Source organism: Pantoea sp. GM_Pan_4 (assembly GCF_026541005.1).
Lineage (GTDB): Bacteria > Pseudomonadota > Gammaproteobacteria > Enterobacterales > Enterobacteriaceae > Pantoea > Pantoea dispersa.
Map to the genome: position 1 here is coordinate 71302 of NZ_JALNUZ010000012.1, position 26579 is coordinate 97880.

The following is a 26579-nucleotide window of genomic DNA, read 5'->3' on the forward strand; positions in this document are numbered from 1 at the left end:
TTACAAAAGCGAGTGTTATCACACTCCTGCCGCGCTTTCAGATTTACCTCAGCCTCTCCACCCTCCCTGTCCTCCCCGTGGAATTTTTTACAGGAGGAGGTAGCCGCCTGGCGGCAGCGTCACACTGCCTGAAACCCTATTTATTCGACTGGAGTTTCCCTATGGCACTGCCCACATTTGACCCTGACCGTTTTTCTGCCGCGCTGGTGCGCCAGTGGCAACGTTTTGGCCTGCCGGATGCGCAGGAAATGAGCCCCGACCAGTGGTGGCACGCGCTGAGCGGCGCGCTGGCCGAACTGCTGGCGGATATACCGGCGCAGCCGGCCGCTGGCGGACAGCGCCACGTTAATTATCTGTCGATGGAGTTTCTGCTGGGCAGGCTGACCGGCAACAATCTGCTGAATCTCGGCTGGTACGACGGCGTCAAAGCGACGCTGGCCGCAGCTGGAGTGACGCTGAGTGACGTGCTGGAGCGTGAAACCGATCCGGCACTGGGCAACGGCGGTCTGGGACGGCTGGCCGCCTGTTTTCTCGATGCGATGGCGACCACCGGCCAGCCTGCTATCGGCTATGGCCTGAACTACCAGTACGGCCTGTTTCGCCAGCATTTTGTCGGGGGCGCGCAGCACGAACAGCCGGATGACTGGCAGCGCGATCGTTATCCCTGGTTTCGCCACAACGCGGCGCTTGACGTGCAGGTCGGACTGGGCGGCAGCGTGACCACCATTGACGGCGTGACGCACTGGCAGCCTGCTTTTGTTGTGCAGGGTGAAGCCTGGGATCTGCCGGTGGTTGGTTTCCGCAACGGCATCACGCAGCCCTTGCGTCTGTGGCAGGCAAAGCATGCCCGACCGTTTGATCTCCAGCGTTTCAATAACGGCGATTTTCTGCGTGCAGAACAGCAAGGCATTGAGGCGGAAAAACTGACCAAAGTGCTCTACCCGAATGACAACCATCAGGCCGGCAAAAAGCTGCGTCTGATGCAGCAGTATTTCCAGTGTGCCTGCACGCTGGCGGATATTCTGCGCCGTCATCAGGCCGCGGGGCGAGCCATCGAAACGTTAGCGGATTATGAAGTGATCCAGCTGAACGATACGCATCCGACGCTGGCCATCCCGGAGCTGTTGCGCCTGCTGCTGGATGAGCACCGGCTCAGCTGGCAGGACGCCTGGCGCATTACTCAGCGCACCTTCGCCTATACCAACCACACGCTGATGCCGGAAGCGCTGGAGTGCTGGAACCTGCGCCTGGTGCGTAGCCTGCTGCCGCGCCATCTGATGATCATCAATACGCTCAATGCGCAGCTAAAACAGCAGGTTGAGGCGCGCTGGCCGGGTAATCAGGCGATCTGGTCAAAACTGGCGCTGGTGCACGATCAGCAACTGCGCATGGCAAATCTGTGCGTGGTCGGCAGCTTTGCAGTGAACGGCGTGGCGGCGCTGCACTCGCGGCTGGTGGTACAGGACCTGTTCCCCGAGTATCACGCGCTGTGGCCGGAGAAGTTCCACAATGTCACCAACGGCATCACGCCGCGTCGCTGGATCAACCAGTGCAATCCGGCGCTGGCGGCGCTGATCAACAAAACGCTGCTGCGTCCGTGGCTTAACGATCTCGATGCGCTGCAGGATCTGACGCCGTTCGCTGATGATGCCGCCTTCCGCGCCGAATATCGCGCCATTAAGCAGCGCAATAAGCAGGCGCTGACGCAGTGGATCGCCGCCCGAACCGGCATTGCGGTGCAGCCTGATGCGCTGTTTGACGTCCAGATCAAGCGGCTGCACGAATACAAACGACAGCACCTGATGCTGCTGCACATGATTGCGCTGTGGCAAACGCTGGTGAGCGATCCGCAGGCCAATCTGGCTCCGCGCGTGATGCTGTTTGGTGCCAAAGCGGCGCCGGGTTATGCGCTGGCAAAAAACATCATCTTCGCCATCAATAAAGTGGCGGAAACCATCAACCACGATGCGCGCGTCGGCGACCGGCTGAAAATTGTTTTTATCCCTGATTACAACGTGTCGGTTGCCGAGCGCCTGATCCCGGCCGCCGATCTCTCGGAACAGATCTCGACTGCGGGCAAAGAAGCATCCGGTACCGGCAATATGAAGCTGGCGCTGAACGGCGCACTTACCATCGGTACGCTGGATGGGGCCAACGTTGAAATCGCGCAGCAGGTGGGTGAAGAGAATATCTTTATCTTTGGCCATACCGTAGAGCAGGTCAGCGCGCTGAAACAGGCCGGTTACTCGCCATTGAACTGGCGCAGTAAGGACGCGCAGCTGGATCGCGCGCTGACCGCGCTGGAAGATGGCACCTTCAGTAACGGCGACCGCACGGCGTTTAGCGATCTGGTCAACAGCCTGGGCGCGCAAGGCGGCGATCCTTATCTGGTACTGGCTGATTTTCGCCACTATCTCAACGCGCAGCAGCAGGTTGAAGCGCTGTGGGCCGATCCTGAGGCCTGGACGCGCGCCGCAATCCTCAATACCGCGCGTTGCGGCATGTTCAGTGCCGATCGCGCCATTCGTGACTATCAGCAACGTATCTGGCAGGCCAGCCGCTAAGGAACGCCATGAAACCCAAAGATGCTCTTGATCGCCGTGCTGACGCGCTTATTGCTGCGGAATATATTGATGCGCACGGAAAACCGCGGCAGATTTCTGCTCTTACTCATCAGCGTCTCGCTGCGCTGATGCAGGCGCCTGTGAACGGCTCCGCACCGCTGCCGCCGGTGGTGATTTTTTATGTCGGACAGCCACTGAGTCTGACACCGGTGCTCAGCGCCGACGCAGACTGGCAGCTGACGAGCGAAAGCGGCGAAAGCTGGTCCGGGCGCTGCCAGCCGGGTGAAGCATTGGTGTTGCCCGCGTTGCCCGCCGGTTATCACCAGCTGACATTGACCCAGGAGTTACAGTGTCACTGTTGCCGGATTGTAGTGGCACCCCGCCGCTGCTACGAACCTGCGGAACTGCTGGCGGGCGAATCGCTGTGGGGCAGCTGTATTCAGCTGTATACGCTGCGCTCTGCGGCTAACTGGGGCATCGGGGATTTCGGCGATCTGCGGCAGATGATCGCTGAAACCGCGCGGCGCGGCGGCGCGTTTGTCGGGCTCAATCCGCTGCACGCGCTGTTTCCTGCCGCACCGGAAAGCGCCAGCCCTTACAGTCCCTCTTCCCGGCGCTGGCTCAACATCCTCTATATCGACGTGAGCGCCGTGGCCGATTTTGGCCTCAGCGACGCGGCGCAGGCCTGGTGGCAAGCTGAGGAGACGCAGCAGGCGATTCGGGCAGCGCGTGACGCCGCGTGGGTGGATTACACTGCCGTCACCCGGCTTAAGTTGCAGGGACTGCGGCTTGCCTGGCAGCAGTTTCGCCGGCGCACGGCAGATGATGCACAGGCGCAGGCGTTTGCGGAGTTTGTGCGTGCCGGGGGCGACAGCCTGCTGCATCAGGGGCTGTTTGATGCGCTGCACGCGGCGCGCAGCGCCCAGGATGGCACGGGTTATGGCTGGCAACACTGGCCGGCCGAATGGCAGCAGGCCAACAGTGCGGCAGTGCTGGCGTTTCGCATTGAGCACAGCGACGAGGTGCGTTTCTACATGTGGCTGCAGTGGCTGGCGGCAGAGCAATTTGCCGCCTGCTGGCAGCTGTGTCAGCAGCAGCAGATGGCGATCGGGCTGTATCGCGACCTGGCGGTGGGCGTGTCGGCGGATGGCGCGGAAACCTGGCGCGATCGGCAGCTTTACTGCCTGGACGCCAGCGTTGGCGCACCGCCGGATATCCTCGGTCCACTCGGTCAGAACTGGGGACTGCCGCCGATGGACCCGCAGGTGATGGCCGCGCGCGGCTATGAACCATGGATCGCCCTGCTGCGCGCCAGCATGCGCGACTGCGGCGCACTGCGCATTGACCATGTGATGGCGCTGCTGCGTTTATGGTGGATACCGAAGGACGAAAGCGCGGCGCACGGTGCCTATGTGCACTATCCGGTGGATGATTTGCTGGCGATTCTGGCACTGGAGAGCCAGCGCCATCGTTGCATGGTGATTGGCGAGGATCTGGGCACCGTGCCGGAAGCCATCATTGATAAACTGCGCGACGCCGGTGTGTACTCCTACAAAGTGCTCTACTTTGAGCAGGAATCGCAGCGCCACTTCCGCGCGCCAGCGACGTGGCCGCGTCAGGCGATGGCCGTTACCACCACCCATGATATGCCGACGCTGCGCGGCTGGTGGCAAAGTGACGATTTGCGGCTGGGCAGTGCGCTGGGGCTTTACCCCGATCGGGCGATTCTCGCTGGCCTGTATCGCGATCGGCGCCTGGCTAAACAGGCGTTGCTGCGTACGCTGTTGCGCAGCGGTGATCTGCCGCCGCGCCGCCGCTTCCGGCGGGCCAGCGTCCGCATGAGTCATCAGCTTAGTCAGGCGATCCATCGCTATCTGGCCCGCAGCCAGTGTGCGCTGCTCGGTTTGCAGCCGGAAGAGTGGCTGGATATGGCACTGCCGGTCAACGTGCCGGGCACCGTCGATCAGTATCCCAACTGGCGACGTAAGCTCAGCGTAACGCTGGAAGCGATGGCGGAGGATGACAGAATCGATGTATTGCTGACGGCGGTACAATCACGTCAGCGTCAGCGTAAGTAGCACGAAACCGGCCTGCTCCGTGCAGGTCGGAGTGCCATAAAAAAGGTGCGCCGAAGCGCACCAGGTGGGGCAACTCAGCACTGTCGGGGTAGCTTCACCCCTTGCCTTTAACACTGCTGATAAAGGTTTGCCGCGCCGATGTTGATCCCAGACGCTCCGCTTCATCCAGCAGCTTCAGCGCTTTATCGATATTGCCCTGTTGCACCGCCTGACGAATGCTCTGATTGAAATAGCTTTCCGTCTCATTCACCAGCGGTGCCGGTTCAGGCGCTGGCGCGTGCGCCGCTGTGGCGGCCATGGCCGGCCGGGTGCTGCCAACGGTGACAGCGGCAGGCGCGGCTGAGCCAAACAGCGGGCCGACCAGAATCGAGGAGCCGGAACTGGTTGCCACTTTCAGTTTGATTTTGCCGTCGCGACTGTGACGCGCCACCGGATCGGGAATATCCGGTACCGCATGGCCAGTGCCTTTGGCATAAGCTTTGGCCGGATCCAGCAGCGTGGTGGTCTGGGTTAAATCCTGGTCGGTGGTGAACACCAGCAAATAGATCTTCTGCTGGCCCGGCACCGGCGTCAGCTTCATCACCCCTTCCAGCCGATCGGCGCTCATCACGCCGGGCTGCTGATAGCTAAAGAAGCGGCTCGGAAACCACGCGGCCGGCTGCAGGTTTTCGTCCAGTACCAGCACATTAGGGGCAAAGACCTGATTGTGTACCACCTCGCTGCTTAGCGTAACCGTCAGCTCGCCCTGGTTGGCAGGCAGGCTGTAAGCCGCGATGGCTCCTGTCACGCCACGTACATCCAGCGGCGTTGCGCTTTGTGTCAGCGTGGTGGTTTGTGCACGCGAAGCATCTACCGGCTGCCAGCTGAGCTGCTGCAGCCGCGCGGTGGGAATGGACGGCGCCGCGGAAAGATCCTGCGGTACCAGATTGATGTCGGCCTGGACTGGCATAATGACGCCGGTCAGCAGCGCGCTGCTCAGGCAGAAGGCGATAAGATGTTTTTGCATTGTGATATCCCAACAAGCTGTCAGACAGGCGTGGACCAGGCAATGGCCGCCGCTGTCCGAAAACGCCGTGCGTCTGACGCACGGCGGATGTTTGCTTAACCTGCGCAGCGCCTTACCACCAGATTTCCATCTGAGCGCCAAAGGTCCACTCATCATTGTCGCCACGGCTGTTGGTGAACAGACCGTTGCCGCTGCTGTCCGCCGCGGCCAGCGACGTGATATCGCCGGAGGCGTCTTTGCTGTAGCCCCACTTCTCATCCCATTTGGCGTAGGTGGCGAACAGGCGCAGCGCCGGACGTGACCAGATGCTATCGCCAGCCTGCCACTGCTGCGCCAGGGTAATTTTGTACTGGCCGTTGCGTTCGCTGACCTGCTGGGACTTAACGTTGTCATAGCCGACTTCCAGCAGGGTGCTCATGATCGGCGTCCATTTGTACATAGGACGTACGCCGACGGTGTACCACTCGGTTCCGCGGTTGTTATCCAGATCGACGTTCTGGTACATCGCCACGTACATCAGATCCCAGCGATCGGCCAGCGAGATCGCACCGTGATCGAGGATGCGGTACATCTTGCCGTTGTTATTGATGTTGCTGCCCTGTGGCAGGCCTTTGCCCTGCGAGGTCAGCGCATCAGTGGCGTACTGCAGCACAAACTTGTTGTAGCCTTTCAGCATGCTCTGCGTGTGTTCCGCGGTGAACATCCAGCCATCTTTCGACGCGCCGTCATCTAAGCGATAACCGTCACGCGCGTTGGCGCGGCCATAGTCGACACCCAGTTCCAGCACGCCATTGGGGTTAGTTTCCATGCCGGCGAGACGCACATCAAAAACGTCATTGGCGGTACTGGTGGCGTAATCACGGATCTGGTCACTGGAGAAGGTGTAAGAGCCGCCCGCTTCAGAAGAGCGCGTCGCGGCGAACGAGAGCTTACCAAACCCGAGATCGACATCTTCCAGACCGGCGCCCGGACCGGAGATATCCCAGTAGTAGAAGTCGATCATGTGAACATCGTGACGCTGATAAAAGCGTTTACCGGCCCAGATGGTGGAACCCGGCAGCGCATCGATCAGGTTTTTTCCTTTCACGTTGGCTTCACGGAAGGCCGGTGAGGTCGCTTCCCAGTCATTCTGCTGGGAGACGGAATAGGCGACGTTAGTATCGAAATAGAAACTTTTATCGCCCTCTTTCCACACTTCCTGGCCCAGTTTCAGTTCAGCATAGGTTTCACATTCGTTGCCCAGACGGTATTTGCTTTGCGCGCCGGTAGCCTGAAAGCACTGTTGCTCGCCGCCGCTGCCGGTCCAGCCGATACCCGAACGGGCGTAACCCGTAAAATCGACCGCCATGGCTTGAGCGGAGAGCGTACCCGCTGCGATGGCAATCGCGACGGGAAGTTTGCGCAGAGTTAACATTTTCTATCTCCTGAGGTCATTGCTTTTATTGTTTTGCAGGGCTAAACACCGGGTTCCTGATGCAGCCTGCGGCAGGCGCTCCCGTCCTCGCGGAACAGGTGACAACGCTCCGGCGGCAGGCCAATACCCATCAGGGCGCCCTCTTCTACCAGCACCACGTCCTCCTGGCGGTACACCAGGTTCTGACGAATGGCGGGGATCTGGATATGGATTTGCGTCTCGTGGCCGAGCTGCTCAACCACCTGCACTTCGCCCTCCAGCGTGACATCGGCGATGTCGCTGGAGAGCAGATGTTCCGGACGAATACCCAGCGACATGTTGCTGCCGATCTGGACGCCGGCGCTCTCCACCGGCAGCCATACAAGCTGATCGTTGGGCAAACGCACCTGCACCTGATCGATGGCGGTGGCGGTCACTTTGACGGGCAGAAAATTCATGCGCGGCGAGCCGATAAAGCCGGCAACGAAGCGGTTAGCGGGATAGTGATAGAGTTCGAGCGGCTTACCGACCTGGGCGATGCGACCGGCGTCCAGCACCACGATCTTGTCGGCCAGCGTCATCGCTTCGATTTGATCGTGCGTAACGTAAATCATGGTGCGCTTCAGGCGCTTGTGCAGGCGTGAGATTTCAATGCGCATCTGTACGCGCAGCGCGGCATCAAGATTGGACAATGGCTCGTCGAGCAGAAACACACGCGGTTCGGCCACCAGCGTGCGCCCGATGGCCACGCGCTGCCGCTGTCCGCCCGATAGGGCTTTGGGCCGCCGTTCCAGCAGGTGCGCCAGCTGTAACACCTCCGCAACCTGATTGACGCGCTGCTGAATTTCAGCGCGCTTTACGCCAGCCAGCTTCAGGCCAAACGACATGTTTTCGGCCACCGAAAGGTGGGGATAAAGGGCGTAAGACTGAAACACCATGCCGATACCGCGCTCAGCGGGCGGAACATCGTTCATACGCTGACCGCCAATCAGCAGATCGCCGCGAGTGATGGTTTCCAGGCCGGCGATCATGCGTAACAGCGTTGATTTGCCGCAGCCGGATGGACCGACGAACACCACAAATTCCCCTTCGCCGATCTCCAGATTGATGTCTTTTGATACCTCGGTATCGCCCCAGGCCTTGGTGACATGGTGTAACGCAACGCTCGCCATGATGCTTTCCTCTTCGCAGGCTCATGCTTGCCTGCAGCACCGCAGGCAGACTCCGGCGACCACTATGGGCAGGGGCAGACGGCGCAACATCCTCCACCGTGTGGGTTTTTACTGGGGGATGAGGCGGGAGGAGGAGTACACGTACGCCAGCCGCGCCGGCGCGACGTTCACGGCAATTTTGTGAGCTGTCACGCAGAGCTGACGCGTCAATAGTGTGCGCCAGCGCGTATTAAGGCGCTGTTTTGCAAGCGCGATCACGGCTTAGTGCCGTTGGGCGTAGAGCGCAGGAGGATGAGGAAATGGCATAACGCCGCACAATGATGCCACTGATGATTTCCGCTTCCGCTAACAGGATGGAGTTATGACAATGAAAACCGGCGCACGCGTTCTGGCCCTTTCCGCCCTTACGGCCGTACTGTTTTCGGCTTCGGCCGTGGCCAAAATTGAAGAAGGTAAACTGGTCATCTGGATCAACGGTGATAAGGGCTATAACGGCCTCGCCGAGGTAGGCAAAAAATTCGAGCAGGACACCGGTATCAGCGTGACGGTTGAACATCCTGACAAAATGGAAGAGAAATATCCGCAGGTCGCCGCGACGGGTGACGGGCCGGACATCATCTTCTGGGCGCACGATCGCTTTGGCGGCTATGCCCAGTCAGGACTGCTGGCCGAAGTCACACCGGATCAAAACTTCCAGCAAAAACTGTTTCCGTTTACCTGGGATGCGGTGCGCTTCAACGGCAAACTGATTGGCTATCCGGTGTCTGTGGAGTCGCTATCGCTGATTTACAACAAAGATCTGCTGCCCACCCCGCCGAAAAGCTGGGAAGAGATGGCGGCGCTGGATAAGCAGCTGCGCGCCAAAGGCAAGAGCGCCATCATGTTTAACCTGCAGGAACCCTATTTCACCTGGCCGCTGCTGGCCGCCGGTGGCGCCTATGCTTTCAAAAAGACCGATAGCGGCTATGACGTGAAAGATACCGGCGTCGACAACGCCGGCGCGAAAGCAGGCATGCAGTTCCTCGTCGATCAGGTGAAAGCCAAAATCCTTAATGCCGATACCGACTATTCGATTGCCGAAGCGGCCTTCAATAAAGGACAAACCGCGATGACCATCAACGGTCCGTGGGCGTGGAGCAATATCGACAAAAGCGGCATCAACTACGGCGTTACGCTGTTACCGACGCTGAACGGCAAGCCGACCAAAACCTTTGTCGGCGTACTGAGCGCGGGCATCAACGCGGCCAGTCCTAATAAAGAGCTGGCCAAAGAGTTTCTGGAAAATTACCTGCTGACTGACGCCGGTCTCAACGCGGTTAACAAGGACAAGCCGCTGGGCGCGGTCACCCTGAAGTCATTCCAGCAAACGCTGGAGAAAGACGCGCGCATCGCCGCCACCATGAGCAATGCGCGTAATGGCGACATCATGCCTAACATCCCGCAGATGGCGGCCTTCTGGTATGCGATGCGCACCGCGACGCTGAATGCGCTGAGTGGTCGTCAAAACGTCGATGCGGCGCTGAAGGATGCGCAGGCGCGTCTCAATAAGTAATGCTGTTACGGAGCCGACGGCTGTCGGCTCGCCACTGGCTGTTAAGGAACACCGTATCATGTCAGGAATACCGCAAAAGAGACGGCACAGCCTGGTGCTGCGCAGCCTGCTGGTCGGGATCGGCTGTCTGCTGGTCGGCTACCTTCTGGTGCTAATGTATGCTCAGGGTGAATACCTGTTTGCGCTGGTCACGCTGGTAGTCAGCGCGGCAGGCCTGTGGATTTACACCAACCGGCGCGCCTATGCCTGGCGCTATGTGTATCCGGGACTGGCCGGCATGGCGCTATTCGTCCTGTTTCCACTGGCCTGTACCGTCGCCATTGCCTTCACCAACTACAGCAGCACCAATCAGCTCAGTGAGGCGCGCGCGCAGCAGGTGCTGCTGAGTCGCCAGTATCAGGCCGGGGACGCGATGAACTTCGCGCTCTATTCGCAGGGCGATCGCTGGCAGCTGGCGCTCAGCACAGGCGAAAACAGCTTTCTGTCTGCGCCGTTTACGCTGGGTGGTGAACAGCAGCTCAGCCTCACGCCAGCCGCGCTGCCCGCCACCGCGCGCGCCAGCTTAAAAACCATCACCCAAAACCGTCAGGCGCTGAGTCAGTTAACTGCCCGACTGCCGGACGGTCGCGAGCTGGTGATGAGTTCGCTGCGCCAGTTTTCCGGCACGCGGCCGCTGTACGTGCTGGACGCACCGGAACAGCTGAGAAATCAGCAAAACGGCGCCCGCTATCAGGCCAACCGGGACACGGGGTTCTATCAGCAGATCAATGCAGATGGCAGCTGGGCCAGCGAACAGCTCAGCCCCGGCTTTACCGTTGGCGCAGGCTGGAAAAACTTTGCCCGCGTGTTCACCGACGAAGGCATTCAGAAACCGTTCCTGGCGATATTTGGCTGGACGCTGCTGTTTTCGCTGTTGACCGTGCTGCTGACGGTCGCGGTGGGCATGGTGCTGGCGTGTCTGGTGCAGTGGGAAGCGCTGCGGGGCAAGGCCATCTATCGCGTGATGCTGATTCTTCCCTACGCGGTACCGGCATTCATTTCGATACTGATTTTTAAGGGGCTGTTTAACCAGAGTTTTGGCGAAATCAACGTCATGCTCAATGCGCTGTTTGGCTTCAAGCCAGCGTGGTTCAGCGATCCGACGCTGGCGCGCGCCATGCTGGTGATCGTCAATACCTGGCTGGGTTATCCCTACATGATGATCCTGTGCATGGGCTTGCTCAAGGCGATCCCGGACGATCTGTATGAAGCGTCCGCGATGGATGGCGCCGGGCCGCTGCAGAATTTCTTTTTGATTACACTGCCGCTGCTGCTGAAACCGCTACTGCCGCTGATGATCGCCAGCTTTGCTTTTAACTTCAACAACTTCGTGCTGGTGCAGCTGCTGACTAATGGTGGCCCCGATCGACTCGGCACCACTACGCCGGCGGGCTACACCGATCTGCTGGTCAACTACACCTGGCGCATCGCCTTTGAAGGCGGCGGCGGTCAGGACTTCGGCCTGGCGGCAGCCATCGCCACGCTGATCTTCCTGCTGGTCGGTGCGCTGGCGGTGATTAACCTGAAAGCGCTACGCATGAAGTTTGATTAAGGAGGCGTTATGGCCATGGTACAACCGAAATCGCAGAAGCTGCGTCTGCTGCTGACGCATCTGCTGCTGCTGCTGTTTATCGCGGCAATTCTGTTCCCGCTGCTGATGGTGATTGCCATCTCGCTACGCAGCGGCAATTTCGCCACCGGCAGTCTGATCCCGGAACAGATTTCATGGGAACACTGGCGGCTGGCGCTCGGGTTCAGCGTCACCCATGCCGATGGTCGCGTGACGCCGCCGCCCTTCCCGGTGCTGCTGTGGCTGTGGAATTCGGTGAAGATCGCCGCCATTAGTGCACTGGGGATTGTGGCACTCTCGACCACCTGCGCCTATGCGTTTGCCCGCATGCGCTTCGCCGGTCGCGCCAGTTTGCTAAAGGGCATGCTGATTTTTCAGATGTTCCCGGCGGTGCTGTCGCTGGTGGCGCTTTATGCGCTGTTTGACCGGCTGGGGCAATATCTGCCGTTTCTCGGCCTCAATACCCACGGCGGCGTGATCTTCGCCTATCTGGGCGGCATCGCGCTGCACGTCTGGACCATTAAGGGCTATTTCGAAACCATTGATAGTTCGCTGGAGGAAGCGGCGGCGCTGGATGGTGCCACGCCGTGGCAGGCGTTTCGTCTGGTATTGCTGCCGCTTTCGGTGCCAATCCTCGCGGTGGTGTTTATCCTGGCGTTTATCGCTGCGGTCACCGAAGTACCGGTCGCCTCGCTGCTGCTGCGCGACGTCAACAGCTATACCCTCGCGGTAGGGATGCAGCAGTATCTTAATCCGCAGAACTATCTGTGGGGCGATTTCGCCGCGGCGGCCGTGCTGTCCGCCATTCCCATCACGCTGGTGTTTTTACTGGCGCAGCGCTGGCTGGTGAGCGGACTGACGGCGGGCGGTGTAAAAGGGTAAAGATTCATCAGTACCACTGCTTCCTCAACGGCAACCACCTGTTGAGGTTTTGGCGGCCAATGGCCGCCGTTTTTATTGCAGGCATAAAAAAGTGGGGCACCGTGGCCCCACTTTGTTGGTTTACTGCGCTGGGTTATTCCGGCAGTGCGTAAACCACCACCTGATCGCCCACCTGATCCTTCAGGATGGTGTTACCACCGGCGACAAAGGCAACATACTGCCGGCCTTTGTATTCATACACCGAGGGGTTGGCAACTGCGGGCGCTTCAACCTGATCGGACCACAGCTCTTCGCCGCTATCCAGTGAATAGGCGCGTACTTTGGCATCCATTGAGGCACCGATAAAGATCACGCCGCCGGCGGTGACTGCCGGACCGCCAATGGTTGGCGAGCCCCAGCTTTCCGGCATGAAGAAGCCGTACTGCTGCGACGCGCCGACCGGTCGACGCCATTTCACATCACCGGTGTGCATATCGAGCGCAACAATCTCGCCAAACGGCGGCTGCCAGCACGGCATGCCTAGCCAGTTATTCGCCACCATCAGGCGCAGGCCGTAAGGCGCGCCTTCCTGCGGGGCGAAACCACTCTCGTTACCCGAGCCGTTATCGGCCTTGTCGTAATCGGCGCGGCTGTAAAGCTTCACGTATTGCACGATGTGCGAAGTATTCACGATGGCGATCTGTTTTTGCGGATCGAACGCCACGCCGCCCCATTGCACGCCGCCCGCGCTGTCCGGATAGGTCAGTGCGCCTTCGCCTTGGGTGGTTGGTGGTGTGTACATGCCGTCATAGCTCAGCTTGTCCCACAGGCGTGAGCACTGACCGGCGCCAACAATATCGGCCAGCTTCCAGATCGCCGGTTTTTTGGATTGATCCAGCAGCGGTGCCGGTTTGGTCGGGAATGGCTGGGTTGGCGACAGTTTCTCGCCCTGCACTGAACCATCGCCCTGCGGCACCGGACGCTCCTCAATCGGCCAGACATCTTCACCGGTCAGGCGATTGACCACAAACAGGAAACCCTGCTTGGTGGCCTGAATCAGCGCCGGAATCTGCTTCCCGTTCACGGTAATGTCCATCAGCGTGGGTGCTGAGTTGATGTCGTAATCCCACACATCATGATGCACCCACTGTCGCGACCACACCACTTTGCCGGTATTTACATCCAGCGCAGTCGTGGAGGTGCCGAGCGGAATTGGAGCGACGCGGTTGCCGCCCCAGTAGTTTGGCGAAGGTGATGACACCGGCAGATAAACCAGGCCATGCGCTTCGTCGGCCGACATGTGGGTCCAGACGTTAGCCGTACCGGTGCGCTGGCGAATGCTGGCCGGGATGGCGTCAAAAGTCCATTCACGTGCCCCGGTCTGCGCGTTGATTGAAAACACCGTGCCCGGCGGCGCTTCTGCGTAAGCCCAGTCTTTGCCCGCCCAGCCAACGATCAGGTGATCACCCACCACCGTCGGCGGCTGGAGCAGGGACAGCGGGAATTTAGCGTTAACCGTATTCCACTGGTTGACGTTGAGCACGCCTTTATCTGCAAAGTTTTCGCACGGCTTGCCGGAATCGGCATCCAGTGCGTACAGCTTGCCGTCAACGGTGCCCATATAAACGATTTTCTGGCAGGCCTGACCCGCCTGCGGATTTTTCGCCTGCCAGTAAGAGACGCCACGATTTTTCAGTACCGGCTGGGTCAGCGCCTGACGTGGCGATTTAGTATCGTAGTGCCACTTCTCCTTGCCGGTGCCCGGATCCAGCGCAATCAGCCGATCAAATGGCGTGCCGATGTACAGCGTATCGTTGGCAAAAATTGGCGTGGCGGACCAGACGGTCGCCGGCGTGTCGCCCTTGCCATCCGAAACGTCACCGGTGTGAAACTCCCAGATTTTTTTCAGCTTGCTGACGTTGTCGGCGGTGATTTGTTTCAGCGGGCTGTATTTCTGCGCGTTGAGCTGGCCGTGAAAACTGTCCCACGTCGCCGTGGAGGGCACCAGCGGCGTGGCCGGCTGGCTGGCAGAGGCCACTTTCTCGCCGTCGCGCTTGCCGCTGGAGACATCATCGGTGGCGTGCGTGGTGCCGGGTGCCTGCTGATCGGCCGCATCCACGTTGAGTTTCTCCTGCGTACCCATCGACGCCTCAGCGGCTTTATCTTCGGCGCGTAGCGTGGCAGGTGCCATCAGCAGCGCCAGGGCAGTCATGCCGACTTTGAGCAGCGGAACGTATTTTTCATTATGCACGGTTAGCTCCTTGTGCGGTGGCGTGGCGAACGCGATGCGCCGGGTTGCGCGCCAGCATAATCAGACCCATCAGCCCGATGACCATTGCCAGCGTAATGATCCCCTGATGCAGCAGCGCGGCAGCAAAACCGATCGCGCATAACAGCAGCAGCGTAATGACTATCAGGAAAATGCGCCCGGCACGGCCGGTTGCCGCGCGCAGCAGGAAGGTCAGCACCGCCAGCACGACGCTGGCAATAGCGACGCCCAGCGCGCCAATGGTGCCGGTGACACCGGTGAGTGGCGTGAGCCAGGCATACAGCGCGACGGCAAAGCCGATGAGTGCCGCCAGCAGCAGCAGTAAACTGCCCAAACGGGAGGATTGAGATTGCAACATACCAGGAAGTCCCTTAAGGATGAAAGCACGGAAAACAGCGTGTACTGATGAGTCAATGCGGCTGTTGTTCGCGCGGGCTAATCAAATTAACGCCAGCGCAGCGTGAAAAGCAGCGGCATATATCACTTCGCGTTGCTGAGTATAGACGATGATATTCAGGCTGCCCGCCGGAGTAGATGCAGAGCAGGAATCAGATAAAAATGGGGAATTTGTAATGGTCGGAGCGTGTATTTATAAAGGATAATTTAGCGAGGCCAGACAGGCGGCACGGCAAGGATGTTGATCACAAACGCTCAGTCCGCAGGGTATTTAAACCCTGCGGACTGAGTTAGTGACAAATAAAGCGTTACGCATTAGCCCTGCAGTTCTTTGCGCACAATCTCTGCGCCGGCACTTAATGCCTGCAGCTTGCCGTAAGCCACATGACGTGACAGTGGCGTCATGCCACAGTTGGTGCTTGGATAAAGTTTATCGGCATCAACAAACTGCAGCGCTTTACGCAGCGTGGCAGCCACTTCTTCCGGTGTTTCGATGGTGTTGGTGGCGACATCAATCGCGCCAACCATGACTTTTTTACCACGAATCAGTTCAATCAAATCCATCGGCACGCGTGAGTTCTGACACTCAAGCGATACAATATCAATGCCGGAACTCTGCAGTTTCGGGAAGATCTCTTCATACTGACGCCATTCAGTGCCCAGCGTTTTTTTCCAGTCGGTGTTGGCTTTGATGCCGTAGCCGTAGCAAATGTGCACTGCGGTTTCACATTTAAGGCCTTCAATGGCTCTTTCCAGAGCGGCAATGCCCCAGTCATTCACCTCGTCGAAAAAGACGTTAAACGCGGGCTCGTCGAACTGAATAATATCAACGCCAGCGGCTTCTAATTCGCGCGCTTCCTGGTTGAGAATTTTAGCGAATTCCCAGGCCAGCTTCTCACGGCTTTTATAGTGATCGTCATACAGCGTGTCGATCATGGTCATCGGGCCAGGCAACGCCCATTTGATTGGACGCTGCGTCAGCTGACGCAGGTATTTAGCATCATCGACAAAGACCGGTTTCTGCCGGCTCACTTCGCCCACCACGCCGGGTACGCTGGCATCATAGCGATTACGGATGCGCACCGTTTTGCGATTTTCAAAGTCAACGCCGTTAAGGTGTTCGATAAAGGTGGTGACGAAGTGCTGGCGCGTTTGCTCACCGTCGCTGACGATATCAATACCGGCCTGCTGCTGGTCGTCCAGACATAAACGCAGTGCGTCCTGCTTGCCCTGAATCAGCTCATCGCCCTGCAATTTCCACGGCGACCATAATGTCTCTGGCTGCGCCAGCCAGGAAGGTTTTGGTAAGCTGCCAGCGGTTGACGTCGGTAATAATGTTTTCATTAATCAATAACCTTATTTATTCGTTAATCAAAGAGCGAAATGATCAGACCACTGTTTCAGAATGCTGTGGTAAGGCTTAATAAACTGCTCTTCGGTAAATTTACCCTGCTCAATCGCCAGGCGGGTACGCTCTTCGCGATCGTAAACAATTTTGGTCAGCGAGTGATCCTGGTGATACAGGTCTGGCTGATATTCAATGCCCGCCGGTGAGTTCGCATTGTAAATCTCCGGGCGGTAAATTTTCTGGAAGGTTTCCATGGTACTGATGGTGCTGATCAGCTCCAGGTTACTGTAATCACTCAGCAAATCACCGGCGAAGTAGAAGGCGAACGGCGCCACGCTGTTGGCCGGCATGAAATAGCGCGCCCTGAGTCCCATTTTGGCAAAATAGAGATCGGTCAATGAAGATTCATTTTGCTGATACTCAATGCCCAGCACCGGATGCTGGTTACCGGTACGACGGTAGATATTTTTACTGGAGACGCTGAGGCAAATGACCGGCGCTTTGCGGAATTTGGCTTTATACGTCTCTGAGTTGACAAAATGGCGGAAAATATTGCCGTGCAGCACGCCGAAGTCATCCGGAATACTGAAACCAGAACGGCCTTTATTATGCTCGGACAGCAGAACGCTGAAATCATAATCACGCACGTATGAAGAGAAGTTGTTGCCGGTGATCCCTTCAATGCGCTCACTGGTTTTTTTATCAACAATATTGGTTTTCAGGATCTCAATCGCCGGAAAGCTTTTGCCCTCGCCGCCAGCACCCAGATTCATCTCTACAGAAATGATATCCAGTTCAACCGCATAGCGATCGCCTTTTGGGTTGTCCCAGTTCGCCAGCGAATTGAAACGGTTGTTCATCATGATCAGCGCGTTGCGCAGATTCTCTTCACGATTGCTGCCGCGCGCCAGGTTGGCAAAATTGGTGGTAATGCGCGTATCTTTGGAGGGATTGTAATTCTCATCGAAGCGCGTGCTTTTTATACTAAAGGTAAAATCATTTTTCATCGCGAGCGGGCATCCTGATTTCTGCTTGCAACCTGAAGCGGGTCTCTCCTTTGCAGGATTTTCCAAATCGTTTACAGGATTGCAAATTCAGCAGTGGTCATATTGTCGAAAATATTTAACATGACCTTAGTTATGCCAGAGTCCCCGCGTGAGGAAAAGTGATTAAATTTCAAAGCAAGATGAGCTAACTTCATGTTGCCTGCACCAGCCTCGCGCTGAAGTAAAATAGGTCGCGCTTGCGCAAAAAACCTGCAAAATCAGGCGCTAATCTGCGCTATCACATTGTCCATCCTTAGCCTGTCAGCTGACGGCGCGTTTGTCAGTTGAAAAAACTTCACCATCGAGTTTTCCATCCCCTTTAGCGCTGTCCATCCAGATTTTCAGCGGTTAGAATAGCTGACTTTATATAATTGGCATTATATGAAGTCAGGATCCGCAGGATCATCACCTTTGGTTAACATGATGCAGTGTGTCAGTGCCACGCCGTGCATAAAAAACCGGCACCGCTACGTTAAATCTGGCGGGTGATGACCCTGCTACATGCACAGAATTCACGTAGCGACGTCATAAATTAATGAGTAAAACGGACACCCTGCCCGGGATTACTGCTAGGCCGGCCCTGATGCACAGTGCTGATGAGGATATTGCTGAACGCCTGAGAGAATTTGTCAGTGATAAAGAGGCGTTTTCTGATAACACGTGGCGACAGTTGCTGAGCGTTATGCGGATCGGCAGCCGCTGGGCGACTGAACATGGCCGGCAATTTTTACCGATGGATCCTGCCGATCTGCGTGATTACCTGCTGTGGCTTCAGGCATCGGGACGCGCCTCTTCGACAATCGCAACTCATGCTGCACTGATTTCCATGTTACACCGTAACGCCGGACTGGTGCCGCCCAATGTTTCGCCGCTGGTGTTCCGCGCCGTGAAAAAAATCAATCGTAGCGCAGTGATAGCCGGTGAACGTGCCGGTCAGGCCATCCCCTTTCGCATTCGGGATTTACTTAAGCTGGATCAGCGCTGGGCGGGCTCTGACCGCCTGCAACAGCAGCGCGATCTGGCATTTTTGCATGTGGCTTACGCCACGTTATTACGCATCAGTGAGCTGAGCCGCCTGCGGGTGCGTGACATTTCGCGCTCGGCCGATGGCCGTATCATTCTCGATGTTGCCTGGACCAAAACCATTGTGATGACCGGGGGACTGATTAAGGCACTCGGTGATCTCTCATCACAACGGCTGACCGAATGGCTGGTGGCATCCGGGTTGATCGCTGAACCCGACGCGTTCATTTTTGGCCCGGTGCACCGCGCTAATCAGGCGCAGATTGTCTGCGATAAACCGCTCTCGACCCGCGCGCTGGAGGATATTTTCGTCCGCGCCTGGCGTGAAGCGGGACCGGGCACCGGCGTGCAACCCAATAAGAATCGCTATCGCGGCTGGTCGGGACATAGCACCCGGGTCGGTGCCGCCATTGATATGGCCAGGAATAAGTACAGCACCGCGCAGATCATGCAGGAAGGCACCTGGAAGAAGCCGGAAACGGTGATGCGCTATATTCGCCACGTTGATGCGCATGCCGGGGCGATGGTGGATTTGATGAATGGGCACCTTTAATCACGCGGCTTTGCTTCATAGCCATACCTTTTAGGGTATCAAACAGGCCAATCTTAGTATTGGAATCAACGCTCACCCTGCTTCTAAGATAAATTCAGCCCGGAAACTGGCGGATTATTAACCGATAGTCAGAGGTGAACAACGATGAATAAACCCATTGCAAAATTAAACGACACCCCGGTACGCCGCGGTGGTGATGTCCTGCTGGAAGTGTTAGAGAGCGAAGGCGTTGAGTATGTGTTCGGTAACCCAGGTACGACTGAATTACCGTTCATGGACGCCCTGCTCAGAAATCCCAACATCAACTATGTGCTTGCCTTGCAGGAAGCCAGTGCGGTTGCGATGGCCGATGGTTACGCGCAGGCCGCCGGTAAGCCCGGTTTTCTCAATCTGCACACGGCCGGCGGTCTGGGACACGGCATGGGGAATCTGCACAATGCGGTTTGCTCGCAAACGCCATTAGTAGTGACTGCTGGCCAGCAGGATTTACGCCACAGCATCACCGATCCCCTGCTGCTGGGGGATTTAGTGAGTATGGGTAAGATTTTTTCCAAATGGTCGAAGGAAGTCACCAGCGTTGACCAGCTGCCAATCCTGGTTCGCCGTGCTTTCCATGATGCGGACGCTGCGCCTAAAGGCCCGGTTTTTCTCTCTTTACCGATGGATGTGATGGAAGCCATGAGCTCCGTCGACATCGGCGCGCCGTCTAACGTTGATCGTAAAGCGGTCGCAGGTTCACTGCCGCTGTTAGCCAAAAAATTAGCCGCCTTCACCCCCGGCAAGGTCGCGATTATTGCCGGCGATGAGATTCATCAAAGCGGCGCGGCTGCGGAAGTTGTGGCACTGGCTGAGTTGCTGGCCGCTGACGTTTATGGCTCAACCTGGCCGAATCGGATTCCGTATCCCACCGCGCATCCTCTGTGGCGAGGCAATCTCTCTACTCAGGCGACGGACATTGCCAAAGCGCTTGATCAATACGATGCAATCTTTGCGCTCGGCGGTAAATCGCTCATCACCATCCTCTACACCGAGGGGCGTGCCGTGCCGGAGCATTGTAAAGTGTTCCAGCTCTCAGCCGATGCCGGCGATTTGGGACGAACTTATCGTAGCGAGCTCTCAACTCTCGGCGATATTAAATTATCGCTGGCGGTGCTGCTACCTGAGCTGAAAGAGGCTACCGCGCATAATCGCCCGGATTATCAGCGTCGTTTCGCGGCTGCGGCAGCACAGTTCGAACAAACTAAAGAGAACTTATTACAGTCGGTACAAGAGCAGCAGTCCGCCACGAAGATCACGCCATTGATTGCCGCATTTGAGGCTGCGCGCGCTATTGGTCCGGATATTACAATTGTTGACGAGGCCATTGCGACCTCTCAATCGCTGCGTAGATCGCTGTCGAGTAACAGATCAGATCAATATGCTTTTATGCGCGGTGGCGGTCTGGGCTGGGGCATGCCAGCTGCAGTGGGATATTCCCTCGGACTGGGCAAAGCCCCTGTTGTCTGTTTTGTTGGGGATGGTGCGGCAATGTATTCGCCTCAGTCGCTGTGGACCGCCGCCCATGAGCAATTGCCGGTAACCTTTATTGTGATGAACAATACTGAATATAATGTTCTTAAGAACTTTATGCGGTCTAAAGATGATTATACCTCGGCGCAAACCAATCGTTTTATCGCCATGGATTTGGTAGATCCTGTGATTGATTATCAGGCACTTGGCACCGCGCTGGGGCTGAAAACGCGTAAGATTGAGGTGGCTTCACAGATCGCTGCGGCTGTCGAAGAGGCTATCGCCAGCGGTAAACCCAGCCTGATCGAAATCGTGATTGCTAAGAACTGATGCGGGTATCCGATGCCGTGCTTAACTCCTCTGCGAGGGCACGGCATTGGTTAACAAAGTGTTCCAGCGCTGGATTTTTATTATTAGAAGACCACATCAGGATATTTTCGATGGTATTTGCGTCCGCAATTTTCCGATAATTAATGCCTCTTATCTGCGCCGTCGCCATACTTGCCGGAATGATGGCCACCCCTAATCCATGAGCGACGAAATTAACGATGGTTTGCTGGACGGAAACCTCAACGCCAATATGTGGACTAAAACCGGCTTTAAGGCATTGATTAAAAATTCTGTCATAAAGCAGCGGCGACATAGGGCGAGGCACAATGATAAACGGGTCATTGGCCAGCGTTTCAAGGGTGAAATTTTCAACATTGGCCTGGGGATGATCCGCAGGAAGCGCGACAATTAACGGTTCACGCAATAACACCAGCGAGTTAATCGCGGAGCTGGTGACTTCCGAAAAGCTAATCGCAACGTCCAGCCGCCCATCCTCCAGCGCAGCGTTTAACCCGGTCGGGATCATTTCCTGAAATTGCAGATCAATACTGGGGTAATTCATTCTATGTTTCATGACCAGTTGCGGCACCACACTGTACGATGCGTACATGGTTGCGCCCAGCTTAATTAATCCCATTTGCCCTTCTGAAACAGCCTGCACATTACTACACGCCTGCTGCATCATTCTTAATACAGCGTAAGCATCTTTCAGGAATTGCTCGCCGGCAAAGGTAAGTTTCATGCCTTTGGCATTACGGGTAAACAGTTTCGCACCCACATCGCGTTCGAGCTGGGCTATTTGTCTGCTTAGCGGTGGCTGCGAAATATTCAGCTTTTCTGCTGCCCGGCCTATATTCCCCACTTCTGCCACGGTACAAAAACTCATTAGCTGATTCAGTGTTGGCTTCATGACTGCGCTTCTCACGCATAATCTGACAATAGATTACGTCAGTGAATCACAATTTAGCCGATATGGCATAGCAATTCGCCAGCCAGATCCCCATAACGCCGCTGAGGCTGGAATGCCCGGCTGATTACGCAGCGGGTTCCTCACCATAGTGCGACTGCGCGTACCCGGCAAAGCGCCGGATCTCCGGGTTGGCCGCGCCGGTTTTCCAGCACAGGTAGAGTGCCGTCGTGACATCCTGCTGTGCCAGCGACAGTAGTGCCACATCCTGCCGCAAAAATCTCTCCGGGGCGTGGGGGATGAAGGTCACGCCCAGCCCCAGCGCAGCGAGGTCAACGGCGGTGGCCACATCGCGCGCGCGGAGCACGCTGGCGGGAATCTGCCTGGCGGCGGCATAGAGATTAAGCACCGCGCCACCCAGCCCGATGCCTTCCGGATCTTCCTGCAAAATCAGCGGCTCCGCTACCAAATCAGCCAGCGAGACGCAGGCCTGCTGCGCCAGCGGATGGTCGTCGGCCAGCACCGCACACAGCGAGGTTTGATGCAGAATTTGCCGGCTAATCTGACGACGTTCCGGCAGCGGCCCGCGCAGGATGCCGATATCCAAATCGCCGCTCTCCAGCAGGCTTAGCTGTTGGTTGACGCTGTACTCCTCGGGTTGCAGCGCGATCTGGGGAAAATCACGTCTGAAGGCGCGGATAATTTTGACCAGCGCCGGCTCCAGCATGGACGTGCCCACATAGCCAATGCGTAACATGCCGCGTCGTCCGGCGGCCACCTGCTTAATCGTGTCCTGCAGATGCTCCACACGCTGCACCGTCTGCTGGACTTCCCCGAGCAGCAATGCGCCTTCGCGCGTCAGACTCACCTTACGCTTGTCGCGCGCAAATAACTTCACGCCCCACTGCTGCTCCAGCGCCTGAATATGCTGAGACAACGCCGGTTGCGTGAGGTTAACCGCCGCCGCCGCCCGTGCGAAATGCAGCGTATCGGCGAGTGCCAGAAAAGAACGCAGCTTACGGTAATCCATGCCACACCTGATAAGGATTCGTTATTAATAAAAGCATAATACCAATTAGCCCCTGATTAGCGAGCGCATTATCTTTGGCAGCAGGACGGCGACGGCAGGAGCGCGCCGGAAAATTTTTGCCTTTCACAGGAGGCCTTATGCGCATCATTGTCGGCGTAACCGGCGCCACCGGTGCCCCACTCGCGCTGCGATTACTACGGCAGCTGGCGGACATTCCGCACATCGAAACGCATCTCATTTTGTCACGCTGGGGAAAAGTGACGCTGGAACATGAAACCAACTGTTCTCTCAATGAAATCAAACAGCTGGCCGATGTGTTTCATCCCGCCGGTGACCAGGCCGCGACTATCTCTTCGGGCTCATTTGTCACCGACGGGATGGTGATTATTCCCTGCAGCATGAAAACGCTGGCCGGTATCCGCAGCGGGTATGCGGAAGGGCTGATTGGCCGCGCGGCGGATGTCGTCCTGAAAGAGCAGCGCAAACTGATTCTGGTACCGCGAGAAACCCCGCTCAACACCATTCATCTGGAAAACATGCTGGCGCTGTCACGCATGGGCGTCAGCCTGATTCCCCCTGTGCCGGCCTGGTACAACCATCCGGCCACGATTGCCGATGTGGAAAATCATATCGTGGGTCGCGTGCTGGATCAGCTTGGCATCGACACTGCTGGCGCCACGCGCTGGCAGGGTTTGCATCCCGCCAGTGATGACCAGACACTCTCAAACTAAGGAACAGCCTATGTCAAACACATCTCCCTCTTCGCACAGCAGTGAGGTTTACGATCTGCGCTCTGCCATCGAACTGCTGAAACAATTTGATGGTGAGTATATTGAGACTGATGAACCGGTGAATCCCGAAGCGGAACTGTCCGGTGTCTATCGTTACGTTGGCGCGGGCGGTACCGTGATGCGTCCCACGCAGACCGGACCGGCGATGGTGTTTAATCACATCAAAGGTTACGACAACTTTCGCGTACTGATTGGTTTGCTGGCCTCACGGCAGCGCGTGGCGCGCCTGTTAGGAGTACCGAAAGAAAAGCTGGCGCATTTGCTGCGTTCATCGGTACACAACGCCATTGCACCGGTGGAAATAAGCCAGCAGCAGGCGGTTTGTCAGGAAGTGGTGCACCTCGCCACGGACGACGGTTTTGATATCCGCCGTCTGCTGCCCGCGCCAACCAACACGCCTGAAGATGCCGGCCCCTATTTCACCATGGGGATGTGTTATGCCGCCGATCCGGAAACCGGCGAACACGACGTCACTATTCACCGCTTGTGCGTGCAGGGCAAAGATGAGATCTCGATGTACTTTGTGCCGGGCCGCCATCTTGATCAGTTCCGCATTAAGGCTGAGCAGGCGGGCAAAGCGTTGCCGATTACCATCAGTATTGGCGTCGATCCGGCCATCGAAATTGGCGCCTGCTTCGAGCCGCCGACTACACCGCTCGGTTTTGATGAGCTGGCGATAGCCGGGGGTCTGCGCGGTCGGGCGGTTGAGCTGGTTAAGGGGGTCGCCGTTGATGCCCGCGCCATTGCCCATGCAGAGATCGTGATTGAGGGTGAACTGGTGCCGGATTATCGCGTACAGGAAGATCAGCATACCCATAGCGGTAAAGCGATGCCGGAATTCCCGGGTTATACAGGTGAAGCGCAGGCGGCAGTGCCGGTGATTAAAGTCAAAGCCGTGACGCACCGCAAAAATCCCATCCTGCAAACCTGCATCGGACCGAGCGACGAGCACACCAATCTGGCCGGAATCCCGACCGAAGCCAGCATTCTCGATATGGTTGAGCGTGCGTTACCGGGTCTGGTGAAGAATGTACATTGCCCTTCGCCAGGCACCGGGAAATATGTTGCGGTGCTGCAAATCAATAAGCGCGGCCCGCAGGATGAGGGACGACAGCGTCAGGCTGCCCTGCTGGCTTTCTCGGCCTTTTCAGAGCTGAAGCACGTGTTCCTGGTCGATGAGGATGTTGATGTGTTCGATTTAAATGACGTGATTTGGGCGATGACCACGCGTTATCAGGGCGACGCGGATACCATCTTTATTCCCGGCGTGCGCTGTCACCCGCTCGATCCGTCACAGGATCCGGCCTTCAGCAACTCGATTCGCGCCCATGGCATTACCTGTAAAACCATTTTTGACTGTACGGTGCCGTATGACCTGAAACACAACTTCCAGCGCTCGCAGTTTATGGAAGTCGATGTTTCACGCTTCATTCCTGGTTTTAACCGTTAATCACTCACTGCCCGCCAGGCCTGCGCCTGATTGCGTCCGCTATGCTTGGCCTGGTACAACGCCGCATCAGCATGCTCGATCAGGTTGCCGGCCTGATCGTCATGCCAGGTGGTCGCACAGCCCGCGCTGAGCGTCACCTGCGCGTCGGGCAGTGCGGAAGAGGCGTGAGGCAGATGCAGGTCAGCAATCGCCTGTACTGCCTGACGCGCAATATTCAGCGCCGCATTCTGATCGGCACCGGCGAGGATGATGGCAAACTCCTCGCCGCCATAGCGCGCGACCATGTCGCTCTGCCGCAGCTTGAGGCGTTTAAGCGCGTCGGCCACCTGGCGTAAACAGTGATCGCCTGCCACGTGCCCGTAGCGATCGTTGTAGTGTTTGAAGTAGTCAATATCCATCAGAATCAGCGACACCGGTGCTGATTTTTCCCGCAGATGATGCAAAGCATTCTGCAAAAAGCGGTCAAACTGTCTGCGGTTAGCCAGACCGGTCAGCCCATCAAAAAACGCCAGCTGATCCAGATGGTGATTGGCATCGGCGAGGTCGTTTTTTAGTTTGAGCAGCGCTTCCTGATAATGCTGGCTATGCCGAGCCTGACGAATGACAAACAGTCCCAGCAGGATAATCGCGACCAGCAGCGCCACGTTCAGGGAAATATCCTGCAGTCTTCCTTTCACCCAGCGCAGATACAGATTGCGCTTGTCATAACCCGCCGCGACGACCAGCGGATAGCGTTCTGAGCTGGCGAAGCCGAAGATGCGCACCTGGCCATCCAGCGCCGCGTTCCACTCGCCGCTGCCGCGATCGGCTTTCACCAGCATCTGCTGGAACAGATGGCTGGCGGAGAGACTTTTGCCGATATAGCTGTCGGGCATCGGACGGGCATAAAGCACCGTGCTGTCTGCCAGCATCAGTACCAGCACGTCGCGCGGCCCCAGTTCGTAGTAACTGTAAAAACGGCGGAAATAATCCACCTTAATGGTGGCTAACAGGATGCCTTTGAAATCACGCGCGGCATCGCTGACGCGCAGGGAAACCGGAATAACCAGATCGCCAGTGCTGCGGCTGCGAATCACCGGGCCAATGTGCAAACTGTCACGGCTGTTGTTGCGATGATAGCGGAAATATTCACGGTCAGAGTTGTTGGTGCCCACCGGCACGCTGCGCGTGGAGGTGGCGATCCAGCGGCCCTGCTCATCATAGTAAAACAGCCCATGCAGCTGCGGCAGACGGCTTTGCAGATCGCGCATAATCTGGCTCAGATTGGCGGCGTTGAGTTTTTCCAGCGGCTGCGCCTGCAGGTCGCGCTGCACTTCACGCAGGGCCAGTTCGGTCTGGAGCACGGTATCTTCCGCCTGACGTGACTGTGACAGGGAAAGATTGACCGCCATCTCTTCCGTCTGGCGCACCGCGCCGTGCCAGTCTTCCCGCAGCGTCCACAGGGTGAGCGCAATGATCGCGCATATCAGCAATCCGCCGGACAGCAAAATACTGCGCAGCAGCGAGGAACCTGAAATGATTGCCGCTTCATTTTTCCTTTTAAACGTCATGTTTCACCCTGTTGCCGTGTCAACGCTAAGTTAAGCACATAATCAGCGACGGGATTTTCAGGATTAAAGGCGGTAATGATGTCAGGCGTGGCGATGGCCGCTGGACGACAGTTGTATTTTGCATAAATCGCCAGCGATCAGC

Annotated in this window: 19 protein-coding genes; 9 read left to right on the forward strand and 10 right to left on the reverse strand. The window is 57.3% G+C overall.

Annotation, left to right across the window (positions count from 1 at the left end):
• The first annotated feature begins 161 nt into the window (after nucleotides 1–161).
• Nucleotides 162–2564: a maltodextrin phosphorylase gene (gene malP / locus OXR61_RS19550; protein WP_021509421.1), complete on the forward strand. Its 2403-nt coding sequence runs from the start codon at nucleotides 162–164 to the stop codon at nucleotides 2562–2564.
• A gap of 8 nt (nucleotides 2565–2572) precedes the next feature.
• Entirely contained in the window at nucleotides 2573–4642 is a 2070-nt protein-coding gene (gene malQ, locus OXR61_RS19555) for a 4-alpha-glucanotransferase (protein ID WP_021509420.1), read from the forward strand.
• 94 nt (nucleotides 4643–4736) lie between these two features.
• On the opposite strand, the gene malM is transcribed toward malQ, so the two are convergent.
• From malM to malK, 3 genes are all read right to left on the reverse strand, one after another.
• Entirely contained in the window at nucleotides 4737–5654 is a 918-nt protein-coding gene (malM, locus tag OXR61_RS19560; protein ID WP_230857113.1) for a maltose operon protein MalM, read from the reverse strand.
• Nucleotides 5655–5760: 106 nt separating this feature from the next.
• A complete protein-coding gene (locus OXR61_RS19565) occupies nucleotides 5761–7062 on the reverse strand; it encodes a maltoporin (RefSeq protein WP_021509418.1) in 1302 nt (433 codons plus the stop codon).
• 41 nt (nucleotides 7063–7103) lie between these two features.
• Entirely contained in the window at nucleotides 7104–8213 is a 1110-nt protein-coding gene (malK, locus tag OXR61_RS19570; RefSeq protein ID WP_021509417.1) for a maltose/maltodextrin ABC transporter ATP-binding protein MalK, read from the reverse strand.
• 361 nt (nucleotides 8214–8574) lie between these two features.
• Between malK and malE the strand changes: the two genes are divergently transcribed.
• Genes malE through malG form a run of 3 tightly spaced genes read left to right on the forward strand, consistent with a single transcriptional unit; the run spans nucleotide 8575 to nucleotide 12256 of the window.
• On the forward strand, nucleotides 8575–9765 hold the full coding sequence (gene malE, locus OXR61_RS19575) for a maltose/maltodextrin ABC transporter substrate-binding protein MalE (RefSeq protein ID WP_031280090.1): 1191 nt from the start codon (nucleotides 8575–8577) through the stop codon (nucleotides 9763–9765).
• Nucleotides 9766–9823: 58 nt separating this feature from the next.
• Nucleotides 9824–11356, forward strand: a complete 1533-nt coding sequence (gene malF, locus OXR61_RS19580) for a maltose ABC transporter permease MalF (protein WP_031280088.1) — start codon at nucleotides 9824–9826, stop codon at nucleotides 11354–11356.
• Between the two features lie 9 nt (nucleotides 11357–11365).
• Nucleotides 11366–12256, forward strand: coding sequence for a maltose ABC transporter permease MalG (malG, locus tag OXR61_RS19585; protein WP_021509413.1), 891 nt, complete (start codon nucleotides 11366–11368; stop codon nucleotides 12254–12256).
• 133 nt (nucleotides 12257–12389) lie between these two features.
• Here malG and OXR61_RS19590 read toward each other — a convergent pair whose 3' ends face one another.
• From OXR61_RS19590 to OXR61_RS19605, 4 genes are all read right to left on the reverse strand, one after another.
• Entirely contained in the window at nucleotides 12390–14486 is a 2097-nt protein-coding gene (locus OXR61_RS19590; RefSeq protein ID WP_021509412.1) for a pyrroloquinoline quinone-dependent dehydrogenase, read from the reverse strand.
• Nucleotides 14479–14862, reverse strand: coding sequence for a hypothetical protein (locus OXR61_RS19595; RefSeq protein WP_031280087.1), 384 nt, complete (start codon nucleotides 14860–14862; stop codon nucleotides 14479–14481). Before OXR61_RS19595 ends, OXR61_RS19590 begins: the two co-directional genes overlap by 8 nt.
• A 353-nt stretch (nucleotides 14863–15215) precedes the next feature.
• Complete coding sequence (locus tag OXR61_RS19600; protein WP_021509410.1) at nucleotides 15216–16244, reverse strand: methionine synthase; 1029 nt, start codon at nucleotides 16242–16244, stop codon at nucleotides 15216–15218.
• 27 nt (nucleotides 16245–16271) lie between these two features.
• Nucleotides 16272–17255: a DUF1852 domain-containing protein gene (locus OXR61_RS19605; protein ID WP_267412522.1), complete on the reverse strand. Its 984-nt coding sequence runs from the start codon at nucleotides 17253–17255 to the stop codon at nucleotides 16272–16274.
• Between the two features lie 622 nt (nucleotides 17256–17877).
• Here OXR61_RS19605 and OXR61_RS19610 point away from each other — a divergent pair.
• Nucleotides 17878–18870: a tyrosine-type recombinase/integrase gene (locus OXR61_RS19610; RefSeq protein ID WP_021509408.1), complete on the forward strand. Its 993-nt coding sequence runs from the start codon at nucleotides 17878–17880 to the stop codon at nucleotides 18868–18870.
• 144 nt (nucleotides 18871–19014) lie between these two features.
• On the forward strand, nucleotides 19015–20709 hold the full coding sequence (locus tag OXR61_RS19615; protein ID WP_021509407.1) for a thiamine pyrophosphate-binding protein: 1695 nt from the start codon (nucleotides 19015–19017) through the stop codon (nucleotides 20707–20709).
• On the opposite strand, the gene OXR61_RS19620 is transcribed toward OXR61_RS19615, so the two are convergent.
• On the reverse strand, nucleotides 20699–21619 hold the full coding sequence (locus OXR61_RS19620) for a LysR family transcriptional regulator (protein WP_021509406.1): 921 nt from the start codon (nucleotides 21617–21619) through the stop codon (nucleotides 20699–20701). The genes OXR61_RS19615 and OXR61_RS19620 overlap by 11 nt on opposite strands.
• A 124-nt stretch (nucleotides 21620–21743) precedes the next feature.
• On the reverse strand, nucleotides 21744–22646 hold the full coding sequence (locus OXR61_RS19625) for a LysR family transcriptional regulator (RefSeq protein ID WP_021509405.1): 903 nt from the start codon (nucleotides 22644–22646) through the stop codon (nucleotides 21744–21746).
• A gap of 137 nt (nucleotides 22647–22783) precedes the next feature.
• On the opposite strand from OXR61_RS19625, the gene OXR61_RS19630 reads away from it, so the two are divergent.
• Both OXR61_RS19630 and OXR61_RS19635 read left to right on the forward strand, forming a co-directional pair.
• The gene (locus OXR61_RS19630; protein WP_021509404.1) at nucleotides 22784–23377 is read left to right on the forward strand and encodes a UbiX family flavin prenyltransferase; all 594 of its coding nucleotides are present in this window, start codon (nucleotides 22784–22786) and stop codon (nucleotides 23375–23377) included.
• 10 nt (nucleotides 23378–23387) lie between these two features.
• Nucleotides 23388–24887: a UbiD family decarboxylase gene (locus OXR61_RS19635; RefSeq protein ID WP_021509403.1), complete on the forward strand. Its 1500-nt coding sequence runs from the start codon at nucleotides 23388–23390 to the stop codon at nucleotides 24885–24887.
• Here the strand turns inward: OXR61_RS19635 and OXR61_RS19640 are convergent.
• Nucleotides 24884–26437, reverse strand: a complete 1554-nt coding sequence (locus tag OXR61_RS19640; protein WP_021509402.1) for a sensor domain-containing diguanylate cyclase — start codon at nucleotides 26435–26437, stop codon at nucleotides 24884–24886. The genes OXR61_RS19635 and OXR61_RS19640 overlap by 4 nt on opposite strands.
• Nucleotides 26438–26579: the final 142 nt, after the last annotated feature.